This is a genomic window from Streptomyces peucetius (assembly GCF_025854275.1).
GTDB classification, from domain to species: Bacteria; Actinomycetota; Actinomycetes; order Streptomycetales; family Streptomycetaceae; genus Streptomyces; species Streptomyces peucetius_A.
On the sequence record NZ_CP107567.1, the window covers coordinates 1,112,305 to 1,127,051 of the forward strand.

Sequence of the window (14,747 nt, forward strand, 5' to 3'; positions counted from 1 at the left end):
TCTAGGCCCACCGTTCCAGTTCGGCTTCCAGATCATCGACCTCGTCCTGGCCGAGCCCGGTGAGGTAGAGGTCTGAGGGGGTGTGCCGGCTGACCTCGCGGCCTGCGGCAGCGGCCGCGAGGGCGCCCAGGGCCTCGTCCCAGAGCGTGCACAGCCGGTCCAGGTCCGCGGCGCGGAGCCATCCGGCCGGAGCGCTGAAACCGGCCTCCAGCCGGGGCCCGCCGCTGTCCTCCCGGACCAGGACGTCGATGGTGAGTCCGTGGCCGGCCGGGCCACGGGGGTCGCGCCCGTCCCTCAGGACGTCGGCGGCGGACACCGGGCTCCAGTCGGCTTCCTCGCGGCCGGGCAGCCGTCCCAGGTAGTTGAAGAGGATCTCCGGCTTCGCCAGACCGCGCAGCTCCCGTCCGGTGTCCGGGTTGAGGTGACGCAGCAGGCCGAAGCCCAGCCCGTCCCCCGGGACGGCACGCAGCTGCTCCTTGACCCACGCGAGTGCCTGGGTGGCGTCCTGGGGGACCGTGCCGCCGGCGTCCGCGGGGTTCAGTCGGACGGGGTGCATGCTCGTGAACCAGCCGACGGTACGGGACAGATCGGCCTCGTGGGAGCCGTCCGCCCGGCCGTGGCCCTCCAGGTCGAGCAGGACGTCGTGGGAGGCAGGGAGCCCGCGTTCCGCGCGCCATGCGGGGATCGCCAAGGCCAGCGCGGTGAGCAGCACATCGGGAATCGTGCCGTGCACGGCGGCGGGCACCGAGGACAGCAGGGGGGCGCTGCGGGCAGGGTCGAGGACCAGGTGCCTGCGTGTGCTGGTCGCGGCCGTGTCCACGGCCGGGTCCAGGGGGCGTTCCCCGAGCGGCGGGGCGTCCGGGGTCAGCACTGAGCGCCAGTGGGGCAGTTCCGCCAGCCTCCCGGCGTCGTGGGCCGAACCCTCCAGGAGCCCGTTCCACCGCGTGACCGAGGTCGCGACCGGGGGCAGTTCGACGGGGCGGCCTGCCCCGTGGGCCTCCCAGGCGAGCGCCAGGTCACGCAGCAGCGTGTACCAGGAAGCGCCGTCCACGGCGAGGTGGTGGACCACCAGCAGCAGCATGCCCCGCCGGTCGGGGCCGCCGTCGAAGAGGCGCGCCTGGAGCAGGGTGCCGCCCCATGGGTCGAGCCGCTCGGCGGCCTTCCGGACGTGGGTGGCGGCGAGTGCGACGGTCTCCTCGTCCGAGAGGTCCTCCACGGCGACGCGTTCGACGAGCCCCTCCACGGCAGTGCTGCCGGCCGGGGCGATGTGCAGACGCCACCCGTGCTCGTCCACCAGCCGGGCGCGCAGGACGTCGTGGTGGTCGGTCAGGGCGGTCAGCAGCGTCCGCAAGGTGTCCTGCGTGAGTCCGGCGGGAGTACGGATGAGCAGGGACTGCTGGTACGCGTCCACCGGGCCGCCCAGCTCCTCCAGCCATCTCAGGACCGGACTCGCCGGGACGGGTCCTGTGACGGCGTCGTGCGGGGCGGTCCCCGCCGCCGTCGCCTGCTCCTGGGCCACCGGTACGGCGACCTTCGCGAGCTCACGCGGCGTCTCGCGGGCGAAGACCTGCTTGAGGCTGATGGCCCACCCGTTCTCCCGCGCGCGGGAGACGAGCTGGATCGCGGTGATGCTGTCACCGCCGAGGTCGAAGAACGCGTCGTCCGGGGCCGCCTCGGCGACACCGAGGACGCTCCGGAACAACTGGACCATGGCCTCCTGAGCGGCCTCGCTCCCACCCGGCTCGGCCTGCTCGGCGGCGGTGGCCGGCTCCGGGCCCGCCTGAGCCGCCGGCCTGGCCTGCTGTCCGCCCGAATCGCGGGCGCCGGCCCTGACCGCCCGTGGGGCCGGGGCCACCGCGACGGAGCCGATGGCGCCCTGCGGGTCGTCGGCAGCGGCACGGAAGAGGCCGAGCAGGATCTGCTCGTGATGGGCGAGCTCTTCCTCCGCGTACCGTGCCGAACTCGCGTCCGTGTCCAGACTCAGACCCGCGCCGTCCTGGCGCCCGCCCACCGCGACGGCGATGTCGCCGACCGGGCCGTTGGAGAGGTTGTGGGCGACGGCGGTGTGGCCTCCCATGGTGAAGGTGTGGGGGAACGTCATGACGTTGACCATCGGGCCGACGACCCCGCGCTCGCCGCGCGTGAAGCCCAGGTCGCGGTGCAGGTCCTCGGCACGGTAACGCTGGTGCGGCAGTGCCTCCTTGATCACCAGCGCCGCCTGGCGGGTCAGGTCGGCGAAGGACATGTCGCCGTGCACGGCCAACCGGAGGGGGACGGTGTTGGACAGCATGCCGGGAGTGCGCCGCGCGACGTCTCCTCGCCGGGCCGTCACGGGGAGCGAGACGACGACGTCCTCGGCGCCCGTCACGAGGTGCAGCTGGGCGGCGACCGCCGCCACAGCCGTCGGTGCCAGGGACCGGCCGAGGCCCGCGCGCAGCCGGTCGGCCTGGTCCGCGGGGATCCGTGCCGTACGGCGCAGCACCGGCGCGGCCGGCTGCCAGGAGCGGTCGGAGAGCGACACGGGCCGTGGCCGGTCGGCGAGCTTGCGTGTCCAGAAGTCGCGGTCCGCGTCGAACGCCGCCGAGGCCCGGTACGCCTCCTCGTCCGCCAGCAGGTCGGCCAGCGAGCCGAAGGAGGAGGCGGCCGCCCGTGGGCCGCCCGTCTCCTGCGCGTAGAGGGCGGCGACGCGCTCGGCGAAGAGTGCCGCCCCGAATCCGTCCACGGTCAGGTGGTGGGTGCGCTGGTACCAGAGGAAGCGCCGGGAGGAGAGCCGGAACAGGCACACCGTGAGGACCGGATCGCGGGTCACGTCGAGCGGCCGGGCCAGGTCGTCCCGCATCCGGTCGAGCGCCGCGGCTTCGGGGTTCCCCGCGGTGGCGAGGTCCAGGAAGAGGATGTCGGGCGACGGCCCGGACAGGACCGACTGGCGTGGGCCCACCGGCGTGTCCGTGACCGCCACGCGCAGCGCCTCGGTCTCCTCCCACGCCCGGATCCAGGCGCGGCGGAAGGCTGCGGCGTCGACCGGTCCCGCTATGTCGAAGTACTCCGCTATCCGGTAACGGCCCCCGTGGACCTCGTCCTGGTCGGCGAACCAGATGCCGAGCTGGGCCCGAGAGAGGGGGAAGTCCGTGCTCGTGCTGTCGTCCATGTCAGATCCCGCTCAGCCCTTCGACGCCGGTGCGGACCGCCGCGGGCCAGCCCTCGGGGTCCACCCCGTACTGGCACAGGAACGCGTACACCAGGCGCTCCAGGCCGAATCCCACGCAAGCGCTCCTGACCAGACCGCCGGTGCCGTGCTGGATGCCGAAGTTCCGGCCGAACAGGTCGTCGTGGAAGTTGAAGGATCCGACGGCCACGGTCCGGTCGGGCCCGACGTCGAGGCGGAGTTCGTACTTGAGCTCGAGCAGCCGCTGCGACCAGATGCGCTGGGAGGTGTCGGTGCCGCAGAAGAAGGGATCGTTGCCCACCTCGCAGAACCCGGACAGTCCGAGCTCCTCGACGAGCGCGAACACGTTCCGCATGAAGGTCTCGCGGGCGGAGAGCACCTCGTCACGCGCGCCCATGAAGACGATTTCCCGGATGGTGAAGTCCCAGAGACGTTCGAGCGTGGTGGCGTAGTCGGACTCGTACCGGAACGACTTGCCGCGGGCGGTGACCACGTGGAGCCGGTCCGCGCTCAGCTCCCGCCCGCTGTACTGGTGGAAGGTGTGGTAGCACATGGTGGGCGGCAGGCAGTAGTCCACGTTCCCGCACGACTCGAGTACGCCGGAGTCGATCCCCGCTCCGGCGTACTTCTCCTGGAACCCCTGGTACACGTCGATGTCGTTGTGCAGCCGGGTCACGAACATGAGGTGCTGGGGGAACGACCCGAAGTATCCGGCCGTCTCCAGCACCCGAGTGCTGATGAGGGTCGGATAGCGGTACTCGCTCACCTGGAAGTCCTGGCGGAGGAGCTTCTTGACCGTCCGGTCGAAGTACTCCAGCAAGGAGAGGAACGGTTCGCCCACCGCCACCTGGCCTTCGCCGGCCTCGCTGACGGCTCCGGCGTCGGCCAGGAGGGTGAAGGTCCCCTCCCGCACCTCGCGCCGGTGGGGGGACCGCCACACGGATTTGGCGGGTGTCGGCCGCTGCGGGCGCACGTCGCTGTCGACCACGCGGTTGACCTTGTCGGCCAGGACAGCGGGGTCGACGGGCTCCGCCGACCGGATCACCACTCCGCGCACCTCGCCGTCGCCGACGACGAGCTCGAACGCGTCGATGTCGCCGGACACGAAGAACATGCGCCGCTCGATCTCGGGCGCGAGGTGCTCCGGCACCGGAGTGTGCAGGTCGACACGGGTACTGAAGGGGGTCATGGTGGTTCACTCCTGGCCGGATGGTGGGGCGGGACGTTCCGTGGGGTGGTCGCGGGCACCCCCTGCCCGGGCCCCGGGGAGCAGGTCCCCGGGGCCCTGCGGTCAGACCGCCGCGGCGGTGTTCGCGTTCACGAGGCGGACGAGGCCCGAAACGGTGCGGAAGTTGTCGAACTCCATGTCCTCGGCGCCGAGCTGCAGGGAGAACTCCTTCTCGATGAAAAGGACGAGCTGCATGGCGAAGAGGGAATTGACGTATCCCAGGGCGAAGATGTCGTCCCCGTCGGCGACTTCCTGACCACCCAGGTGCGGGGCGAGGAATGCGCGGATACGGGCGTTCACGTCGTTGTGCGTCATGTCGTTCTCCTGAGGGATGAAAGGGGTTTTCAGTAGGTGTAGAAGCCCTGGGACGTCTTCCGCCCGAGCAGCTTGGCGTCGACCATCTTCTGCAGCAGGGGGGCGGGCCGGTACTTGGAGTCCTTAAAGCTCTCGTACATGACCGTGAGCGAGTTCAGAATGGTGTCCAGCCCGATCAGGTCACCCGTTTCCAGGGGGCCCATCTTGTGGCCGAAGCAGCCCTTGAACATCCTGTCGACGTCCTCCGCGGTGGCGACCTGGTCCTGCACGCAGAAGACGGCTTCGTTGATGGTGAGCATCAGGACCCTGTTGGTCACGAATCCCGGGGCGTCCTGTACGACGATGCCCTCCTTGCTCGTGGCATCGAGGAGCCCCATGGCGACCGCGAGTGTCTCGTCCGACGTGAAGTAACCGCGCACGACCTCGACCGTGTCCATGAGCGGCACGGGATTCATGAAGTGCAGTCCCAGCACTTCGGCGGGCCGCTCGGTGACCGATGCCACGCGGGTGATCGGAACGGCCGAGGTGTTGACCGCGAAGACCACGCCAGGACGGCAGATCTTGTCTATCGTCTCGTAGACCTCACGCTTGACGTCCCAGTTCTCGGTGACGTTCTCGACGACGAAATCGACGTCCGCCAGAGCCTCGGGTTCGGTGCTGGTGGTGATGCGACCCAGAATGGTCTCCGCGTCGTCGGCGAGTTTCTCCGCGCGGAACAGGCCCTGCATACGCAGGTCCCGTTCCATCTGGCTCCTGGCACTCACGAGCTGGCTCTCCGCGATGTCGACCAGGACCACCTCGAAAGAGGACTGGGCCAGGGACTGCGCGACACCGCGGCCGATCGTCCCGGCGCCGATGACACCTATCTTGCTCACGCTCACGCCTGCCGCCTTCGGTTGTTCGGAAGAGAATGGAGGGGATGTCGAGGGGCGGCCCGGCGGACGAGCACCGGGCCGTTGTGCCGCGTCACCGGCCGTCGGCCGCGCGGAGGTCGTCGACGAGCCTGCCCAGGGCGCGGACGGTGGGGCCTTCGTAGACGACCGTCAGCGGCACGGGCAGGGAGAGTTCCTGGCGCAGCCGGTGCACGACCTGCAGGCCGAGGAGGGAACTGCCGCCGAGCTCGAAGAAGTTGTCGTGGACACCGACGCTCTGGACCCCGAGCAGCTCCTGCCAGATCACGGCGACCTGCCGTTCCGTGTCACTGTCGGGCGCCACGTAGGGGTTGCGGAGGTTGGGCCGCTCGTGCTGCTGCCGCGGCATGGCGGCCTCCGCGGCGGGCGCGACCCACTGTTCACGACGCCGGACCGGGTCGGAGGTGGAGACCACGACCTGCGCCTGCGGGACCGCGGCCAGCAGGGCGTCCGTCACCCGGCGTCCCTCGTCGGGGTCCAGAGCCAGGGCCTGGACCGCCGAACCGATGCCGGCCTCGTCCCTCGGCGCGGCGGTGAAGCGCCATGCCTCCCAGTTGACGCTGGACCACGGCTGCCCGGCGCCGTGGTGGCGCTGCGCGAAGGCGTCGAGCACGGCGTTGGCGGCCGCGTACGCGGCGAACCCGAGGCCGCCGAGGAGGGAGGCGATCGAGGAGCAGAGGAGGGCGAAGTCCAGTTCCTGGTCCGCCAGTACCTCGTCGAGGACGTACGTGCCGTACAGCTTCGGGTCGAAGTGCCAGGCGCTCTCGCGTTCGCCGAGGTCGGCCACCACGCGGTGGGCCTCGGCCCCGGTCGTACCGGCGCAGTGCAGCAGCCCGTCGACCCGGCCGTACGCCTGGACCACCGCCTCCTTCACCTCACGCATGCGGACGGGATCGGAGACGTCGGCGGCGCACACCATCACCTCGGAGCCCAGCTCCTCGAGCGCGCGGACGCCGCGGATCAGGTCCCGGGTGGCCTCGGGGTGGTCCGGTGCGTCCCAGGTCTCCCGCGACGGCAGCTCGGTACGCCCGAGGAGGACCAGGCGCACCCGTTCCCGCTCGGCGAGGGCCCGGGCCATCAGCATGCCGATCTTCCCCAGTCCCCCCGTGATCAGGTAGACCCCGTCCGCCCGGACCGGGGCGGAGTCGCGGCGCGGTTGCTCCGCCGCCACGAAGGTGGGGGCCCACCAGCGCCGTCCGCGCAGCGCGAGCGTCCGCTCGCCGGCGGGCCGGGAGAGCGCCGGCAGGATCGCGTCCACGGCCGCCGGTGCGGTCTGCCCGCCCGCGAGGTCGAGATGGACGCAGGTGAGCGACGGGTACTCCTGCGGGAGGACCCGGACGATGCCCTGGACCGCGGCCTTCGGCGGGCAGAGCGCCTCTTCCCCGGTCACGGAGCAGACCTCGCTGGAGACGACGTCCCACCGCTGCGGCACGCTCAGCCCGGACTCGGTGGCTTGGGCCCAGTGCAGCAGCGAGTGGAACCCCCGGTCGAGGAGGGCCCGTACGTCCTGCGGGTCGGTGCCGTGGTCCGCGTCGTTCCCCACGCTCCAGCAGTGGAGCACCCGGTCCGGCGGCGAACCCTCCTCCCGCAGGGCCTCGGCCAGCCGGGTGTAGTGCTCCGGGCTGCCGGGGTCGAGCACGTAGACGCCCTCGGCCTTGCGGCTCCATTCACTGCCGGCCCGCACGGTGCGCACCGTCGCGCCGAGACCTTCGAGCCGGTCCGCCAGTTCGCCGCCGACTCCTGTCTCATCCGCGAAGACGAGCCAGCTGTGCGCGGCCGGCCCGGCCGCGTCGACCGGGGGCACCGGTGCCGTCTGCTGCCAGGACGGGGCGTAGAACCACTGTGCCGGATCCGTATGGCGGCGGGCTTCGGCGGGTACGCGGGGCGCTGCCGTGCCGCGCTCCACCCAGTAGCGGCGCCGCTCGAACGGGTATGTGGGCAGCGGGGTGCGTCGCGCGCCCCGCACGGGCGGGAACGGCTGCGCACGCCCCGCCAGCCACAGCCTGGCGGCGGCGCGGAGCATGGTGGCGCGGTCGCTCTGCCGGTCGAAGACCCCGGGCAGCGAGTGCACCACGACCCGGTCGGCGACCGCGGCCGCCGCGGGGTGCTGCACGATCCCGGGCACCATGCTCTGGCCGGGTCCGACCTCGACCACGACGAGTTCGGGAACGGTCCAGAGAGTGCCGATGCCGTCCGCGAACCGTACCGGCCGCCGCATGTGCTCGGCCCAGTACTCCGGGCTGGTGGCCTCCTCCGGTGTGATCCACGTGCCGGACATGTTGGAGACGAAGGGCGTGGCCGGCGGGTTCAGCCGGACGGTTCGCACCAGCTCCGTGTACGGCGCGACCACCGGGTCCATCATCGGCGAGTGGAAGGCGAAGCCGGTGGTCAGGCGCCGGGAGGCGATGCCCTCCGCCAGGAGCGCGCGGCCGGCCGCCTCGATCCCTTCGACGGTGCCGGAGAGCACGCAGGTCTGCGGTCCGTTCACGGCCGCCAGGCAGACGTCCTCGCTCGTCCAGCGGTCGGCCTCGGCCTCCGAGAGCGGTACCGCGAGCATCGCGCCCTCGCCCTGGCCCTCGATGAGCCTCGCGCGTTCCACCACCAGGCGCAGCGCGTCCGGCAGTGAGAAGACGCCGGCCAGGCAGGCCGCCACGTACTCGCCGAGGCTGTGCCCGATCATGGCCTCCGGCTCGATGCCCCAGGAGCCCCAGAGCCTGGCCAGGGAGTACTCGAGGGCGAAGACCGCGGCGTAGCCGAGGCGGGGGCTGTCGAGCGGGTGCTCGCTGCGCTGCGGCTGGAGCAGCATGCTCCGCAGGTCCATGCCTCCCGCGCCGCCGCGCCCACTGCTCGCGGAGTCGGTGTCCGCGGTGAGCATGACGGGGCGGATGTCCAGGCCGAGCAGGGGCAGCAGGAGCTCCGCGCACTCGTCCAACGCCTCCCGGAACACCTCCTCCTGGTCGTAGAGACCTGCGCCCATGCCGGGGTACTGGGCACCGAACCCGGTGAAGACGAAGGCGACGGGCCTGCTGGAGGACTGGGGGCCGGATGCGGTGAGGAGCCTGCCGTCGTCCGGCGCGCCGAGGATGTCCCGTGCGTCGTCGACGCTCCCGCACAGCAGTGCCCGCCGGTACGGGAACTCCCTGCGGCCCTGTTGGAGGGTGAAGGCGACGTCCTCCAGCGGCACGCCGGGGTGTGCGCGCAGGTGGTCGAGGAGTTCACCGGTGGCCGTGTCGAGGGCCTCGGGCGACTTGGCCGAAAGGACCAGCAGCTGTTCCGTGTCCGGGCCGGACCGGCTGTTCCGGGGGATCTCAGGGGGCTGCTCGACGATCAGATGGGCGTTCGTGCCGCCGAGGCCGAACGAGCTGACCGCGGCGCGGCGCGGTCCGCTGTCCTGGGGCCAGGGCAGGAGCTCGCTGTTGACGTAGAAGGGACCGGATTCCAGGCCGAGCCGCGGGTTGGGTCGCTCGAAGTGCAGGGTCGGCGGGATCTCGCCCCGTTCCACGACCAGGGCGGTCTTGATCAGCCCGGCCACTCCGGCGGCGGAGTCGAGGTGTCCGATGTTGGTCTTGACGGAGCCGAGGGCCGTCCGTGCTCGCGGGACGCCGCCGTAGGCCGAGTTGAGTGCCGACACCTCGATCGGGTCGCCGAGGAGGGTGGCGGTCCCGTGCGCCTCGACGTAGCGGATGCTCTCCGGGTCCACGTCCGCGTTGGCGAGCGCCGTGGCGATGACGTCGGCCTGGGAGGCGGCGCTCGGGGCGCTGAATCCCGCTCGCGCGGCGCCGTCGTTGTTGACGGCGCTGCCCCTGATCACCGCGTGGATGTGGTCGTTGTCGTCGACCGCGTCCTGCAGGCGCTTGAGCACCACCATGCCGACGCCGTCGCCTCCGACGGTGCCCTGGGCCCGGGCGTCGAAGGTGCGGCAGTATCCGTCCGGCGAGTAGATCCCGTCCTCGCGGTAGACATATCCGTCGCGACGCATGACGTCGACGGCCACGCCTCCGGCGAGGGCGGTGTCGCACTGGTAGGCGAGCAGGGCCTGGCATGCCTGGACGACCGCGACCAGGGAAGTGGAACAGGCCGACTGCACATTGATGCTGGGGCCGCGCAGGTCCAGCTTGTAGGAGACCCTGCTGCTGAGGAAGTCCGAGCGGTTCCCGATGACCAGCTGGTTCCCGCCCATGACCTCGACCGCGTCCGGGTGGGAGGCGATGTTGAAGAGGAGGTAGGTGTTGTTCCCCGTGCCGGCGTAGACGCCGGTCAAGCCCTCGTAGCGGTCGGGGTCGTACCCCGCGCTCTCCAGGGCCGACCAGGCGCACTCCAGGAGGACGCGGTGCTGGGGGTCCATCAGTTCGGCCTCGCGGGGCGAGTAGCCGAAGAACGCCGCGTCGAACTTGTCGCTGTCCTCGAGCAGGTAGCCGACGGGGACGAAGTCCGGGTCGGCCAAGGCTTCGGCGTCCGCGCCGAGCTCGGCGAGATGCTGCTCGTCGAACCGGGTGGCGGCGCAGTGGCCGGCTTTCAGGTTGCTCCAGAACTCCTCGATGGTCCGCGCCTTGGGGAACCGGCCCGCCATACCCACGATGGCGATGTCGAGACCGTCCTCGAACGGGCCGGGCTCATCCGGAAGCTGCTCAGTCATGACGGCCTCGCTTTGCTCGCAACTGCTGCTGACGGCGCTTCATGAGCGCGTTCTGCTGGGCTCCCCTGGCTCTGGGGGGTGTGTCGGGCGCGGGGGGCTCCCCTCCCGCGGAGAGGAAGGCCGCCTGCGTCCGGACGGAGGTGTGCCGGAACAGGTCGAGGAGCTCGATGTCGCGGCCCGCGACGGCCTGGAGGCGGTGCTGGAGCTCGACCAGGAGCAGCGAATGCCCCCCGACGTCGAAGAAGTTCTGGTCGACGCCCACCGCGTCGGTCCGCAGCACCTCCCGCCATGCCTGCGCGACCTGGCGCTCGACCTCGCCCTGGGGCGGCAGTCCGGCCGGGCCGGCCCCTCCGGCGGCCGCCGGGACGGGCAGCGCGGAGCGGTCGACCTTGCCGTGCGGGGTCAGCGGCAGGGCGTCCAGCACCACGGTCGCCTGCGGGACCATGTGCGGCGACACCCGCTCCCGTACGTGCCTTTCGAGCTCCTGGGGGGAGACCGCCCCGGGCGGGGACAGCTCGGCGTACGCGACGACGCGCCGGTCCCCCGGGGTGTCCTCCCGGACGACCACCACGGCTCCGCGTACGGCCTCGTGGCTGGTGAGCGCGGCCTCGATCTCCCCGAGGGTCACGCGGAAGCCGCGTATCTTGATCTGGTCGTCGCGCCGTCCCAGGAAGGCGAGGGAGCCGTCGGCCAGGCGGCGCACGATGTCGCCGGTGCGGTAGAGCCGCGCCCCCTCGGGCCCGCCGAGGGTGTCCGGCACGAAGGCCGCCGAGGTCAGCTCGTCCCTGCGGTGGTAGCCGCGGGCCAGGTTCGTGCCGCCGAGGATCAGCTCGCCGGCCACGCCGAAGGGCACGGGACGGCCTTCCGCGTCGACCACGTGTGCCTGGGAGTTCGGAAGGGGGACACCGATCGGCGCGGTGTCCCACTGCGCGTCCAGGTGCTCGGCGACGGCCAGGGTGAGGACACCCACGGTCGTCTCAGTCGGACCGTAGTGGTTGAACACCCGGCAGTGCGGCACGGAGCGCTGGAGCGCGGTCATCCACTGCCAGTCCGACGCCTCGCCCCCGATCACGAGCAGGCGGCGGGGAAGGAGGTCCGCGAAGCGGGCCGATGCCTGCAGCGCCCGCAGGTGCGAGGGGGCGATCTTCAAGCAGTCCACCGCGTGGGTCCGCATCCAGTCGGCCATCCTGGCCGCGTCCAGTGCGTGCTCGCGGGACAGCAGATGGACCTCGCCGCCCGTGGACAGCGGCGGCATCAGGGCCGTGACGCTGGAATCCACGGTGAGAGGCTGGACCATCGCCCAGCTCAGGGGTCCGTCGATGCCCAGACGCTCGATGACCGCCCGCGTGTAACCGACCAGTTGGCGGTTCTCCACGACCACCCCCTTGGGCTTGCCGGTGGAGCCCGAGGTGTAGAGGAGGTAGGCGGCGTGCTCCGGCGCCGAGGCCGGTGTCGCGAGATCGTGTGCCGGACGGCCTTTCAGCACGGTGCAGTCCGCGTCCAGTACGACCGTCTCGTACCCCGCGGCCGGCGCGGGATCCGTGCAGATCACGACGCCGACCTGGGCGTCGGTGAGGATCGTGTCCCGGCGCTCCGCCGGGTCCCGCGGATCCAGGGGTACGTAGGCGCCCCCTGCCTTGAGCACGCCCAGCAGGGCCACGACCATCCGCCGGCCGCGCTCCATGCAGATGCCGACGGTGGTCTCCGGGCCGACGCCCAGGTGCCGCAGCAGGTCGGCCTGCTGGTTGGCCAGGGCGTTCAGCTCCCGGTAGGTGAGGGTCCCGTCCTGCGACCGGACCGCGACCGCGTCGGGCGTCCTGCCCGCCTGCCTCTCGAAGAGCTGGTGGAACGTCATGTCCGGGAGGTCGCCCCGGACGCCGTTCAGCTCGGCGATCGTGCGTTCCTCCTCCTCGGTGAGGAGGCGGAGCGCGGAGACGACACGACGGGGGTCCTCGACGGCGGCGTCCAGCAGCGTCAGGTAGTGCCGTGCCGTCCGCCGTGCGGTGGCGGGGTCGAACACGTCCTCCGCGAACAGCAGGCGCCCCGTCACCCCGTCCTCCCCCTCGACGAAATCCAGCGCGAGATCGCCGAGCACGTGCGTGACGGGGGCGTCCGGGAACCAGGTCCGGATGCCGGGCAGTTCACCGATGCGGGGCGCCGCCCGGTAGGAGAAGCCCGGCCTGGTGAGCAGTTCCGCGGCGGGCGCCGGGGTCGGCCGGGCACGTGCCGCGTCAGCCCGCACCCGGGCCACCAGCTCGTCCAGGTGCACGCCCGGGAGGACCTCGCACCGGACCGCGGCCGTGGTCTCGGAGGCCGTTCCCGCGGCACCTGCCACGGGAACGGCCACGGCGAGTGCGGTCTGGCCGCTGTAGCGGTGCAGGAGGACGAGGTACACAGCGAGCAGTACGTGGTGCAGCTCCGCACCCTGCCGCGCGCCGAGCGTGCGCAGCGCGGCGGCGGTCCCCCGCGGGATGCCGAACGCCACGCAGCCGGCGTCGAGGGCGCGCCGCGCGGGGCGGGGCCGGTCCAGGGGGAGCTCGGGGACCGGCGGCAGCTCGGCTGGCCGGTCCGCCGGCCCGGCGGAAGCCGGGGCCGGGACCTGGTCCACCGGGTGGCCCCCGGCGCCCGATGCCTCACGGGCCGCGGGCGAGGGGGTCTGCGACGCGGCCCCTTTCCCGGTCAGGGCTCCGTAGGCGGCCGCCATGTCCCGCAGGACCTGCTCGAGGAGGGCGTGGTCCGCGATCAGCCGGTGCGCCACGAGGACGAGGAGGTGTTCGGCGGGTCCGCTCCGGATGAGCAGGGCGCGGGAGAGCGGGCCGCTCTCCGGGTCGAAGGGCGCGCGGAGCGCTTCGGCCGACGCCTCCCGCACCCGGCGGCTCCGTTCGTCCTCGTCGAGGCCGCTCACGTCGGAGTACTGGACCGGCAGTTCCACCAGGTCCGCCGAGAGGCGCACGGGCATCCCGCCGGCGACGGTGAAGCGCGCGCCGGGTGACAGGTGGGTGGCAGCGGCCCCGCGCAGTGCCTCCAGGAGCGCCGGCCGGTCCGTGTCTCCGGCCAGCCCGAGCCCGGCGGAGACGTGGGTGGCAGTGCGGCCCGGAGCGAGCATGCCGAGCAGCCAGGTCTGCTGCTGGGCCGGGGTGAGGGGTGCGGGCGGCGCAGCGGGCCCGGTCGGCTCGCCGGGCGTCCGTGGGCTTTCGTGCCCGGGGCCGGTCGGCCCGGTCCGGGAGTGAGGATGGGACGTCATCAGGACTGCCTTGTGGATCGTGAGGTGGACGCGCTGGCTTCGGGAGATGGCCGTGCACCCCGGAGGCCGGGGCCGGCGCGGCTCAGGAGGTGCGCGCACCCCCAACGGCCGGATGCTGAATCTGAGCGCTCCAGCGGCCGAGCATCGCCTGGTGGAGCTGGCTCGTCCCTTCGATGATCTCCATGACCTTGGCGTCCCGGAACAGCCGTCCGACGGGTGCGTCGGGCCCGATGCCCTGGGCTCCGAGGATCTGGACGGCGTCGGCCGCGACGCGGTTGGCGGTGGTCGAGGCGAAGTACTTGGCCATGAGGGTCTGGTTCACGGCGTCGAAAGCGCCCTGCTCCTTGGCCGCCCCGGCCTCCCAGCACAGCAGCCGTGCCGCCCGGGAGCCGGCCACCATGTCGGCGAGCATGCGCTGCACAAGCTGGTGGTCGATGATCGGTGTGCCGTACTGGATGCGGTCCTGCGCGTGGCGAGTGGCGGCGTCGAGGCACGCCTGGGCAAGGCCGACACAGCCCCATGCCGTGCTGTACCGCCCGATGTCCAGGGCGGTGGAGGCCACGAAGGCGAGCCCGGAACCAGGATGGCCCACCATCGAGTCCGCCGGCAGACGGCAGTCGTCGAAGACGACCTCGGCCAGCGCGGAGCCCCGCAGGCCGAGCAGGCCGCGGATCGGCTCGACGGTCAGGCCGGGGGTGTCGCGCTCCACGAGGAACGCGGTGTGCCGTCCCTCGTACTGGGCGAACACCAGGCAGATGTCGGCGATTTCGGCGAAGCTGATCCACTTCTTGCGGCCGCGGATGACGTAGCCGTCCCCGTCCGCCGTCACCACCGTCTCGACGCCCTTGGCATCGCTTCCGACGTTGGGTTCGGTGAGCGCGAAGGCGGCGACGGCCTCGCCCGCCGCGATGGGCCCGAGCCACTTCTCGCGCTGTGCGGCGGTGCCCCACTTCCAGAGGGAGTGCGACACCATGTCGGCACAGGCCACGAAGTTGCGCACGTTCTGGCAGGTCCGGCCCATCTCCTCGGCCATCAGGCCGTAGCTGAGCGGGTCCAGCGACGAGCCTCCCCACTCCGCGGGGAGGAGCGAGGATATCCAGCCCTCCCTGCCCAGGCTCTTGACGAGCGTCCGTGGCATGGCCTGCTGTGTGTCCGCGGACTCGGCCGCGGGTGCCACCGTGGTGTCGGCGAACTCGCGGAAGGAGGCCCACTTCTCGCGCTGTTCCGGCGTGAGTTGACTGATCATC

At 72.1% G+C, this 14,747-nt stretch carries 7 protein-coding genes; all 7 read right to left on the bottom strand.

All coding sequences use genetic code 11. The features are described 5' to 3' along the window. Position 1 precedes the first annotated feature (1 nt). A complete protein-coding gene (locus tag OGH68_RS05155; RefSeq protein ID WP_264242124.1) occupies positions 2 to 3,148 on the bottom strand; it encodes a condensation domain-containing protein in 3,147 nt (1,048 codons plus the stop codon). Between the two features lies 1 nt (position 3,149). After that, the gene (locus OGH68_RS05160) at positions 3,150 to 4,355 is read right to left on the bottom strand and encodes a hypothetical protein (RefSeq protein ID WP_264242125.1); all 1,206 of its coding nucleotides are present in this window, start codon (positions 4,353 to 4,355) and stop codon (positions 3,150 to 3,152) included. A gap of 102 nt (positions 4,356 to 4,457) precedes the next feature. Then, positions 4,458 to 4,709 (bottom strand): acyl carrier protein, encoded by a 252-nt coding sequence (locus tag OGH68_RS05165; protein ID WP_264242126.1) that lies wholly within the window; start codon positions 4,707 to 4,709, stop codon positions 4,458 to 4,460. Between the two features lie 29 nt (positions 4,710 to 4,738). Further along, positions 4,739 to 5,590 carry a 3-hydroxyacyl-CoA dehydrogenase family protein gene (locus OGH68_RS05170; RefSeq protein ID WP_264242127.1) on the bottom strand — a complete coding sequence of 284 codons (852 nt, stop codon included), beginning with the start codon at positions 5,588 to 5,590 and terminating at the stop codon, positions 4,739 to 4,741. Between the two features lie 85 nt (positions 5,591 to 5,675). Next, entirely contained in the window at positions 5,676 to 10,256 is a 4,581-nt protein-coding gene (locus OGH68_RS05175) for a type I polyketide synthase (RefSeq protein ID WP_264242128.1), read from the bottom strand. Beyond that, a complete protein-coding gene (locus OGH68_RS05180; protein WP_264242129.1) occupies positions 10,249 to 13,500 on the bottom strand; it encodes a non-ribosomal peptide synthetase in 3,252 nt (1,083 codons plus the stop codon). The genes OGH68_RS05175 and OGH68_RS05180 overlap by 8 nt, the downstream gene beginning before the upstream one ends. Positions 13,501 to 13,582: 82 nt before the next feature. Next, positions 13,583 to 14,746, bottom strand: coding sequence for an acyl-CoA dehydrogenase family protein (locus OGH68_RS05185; protein ID WP_264242130.1), 1,164 nt, complete (start codon positions 14,744 to 14,746; stop codon positions 13,583 to 13,585). Position 14,747 lies beyond the last annotated feature (1 nt).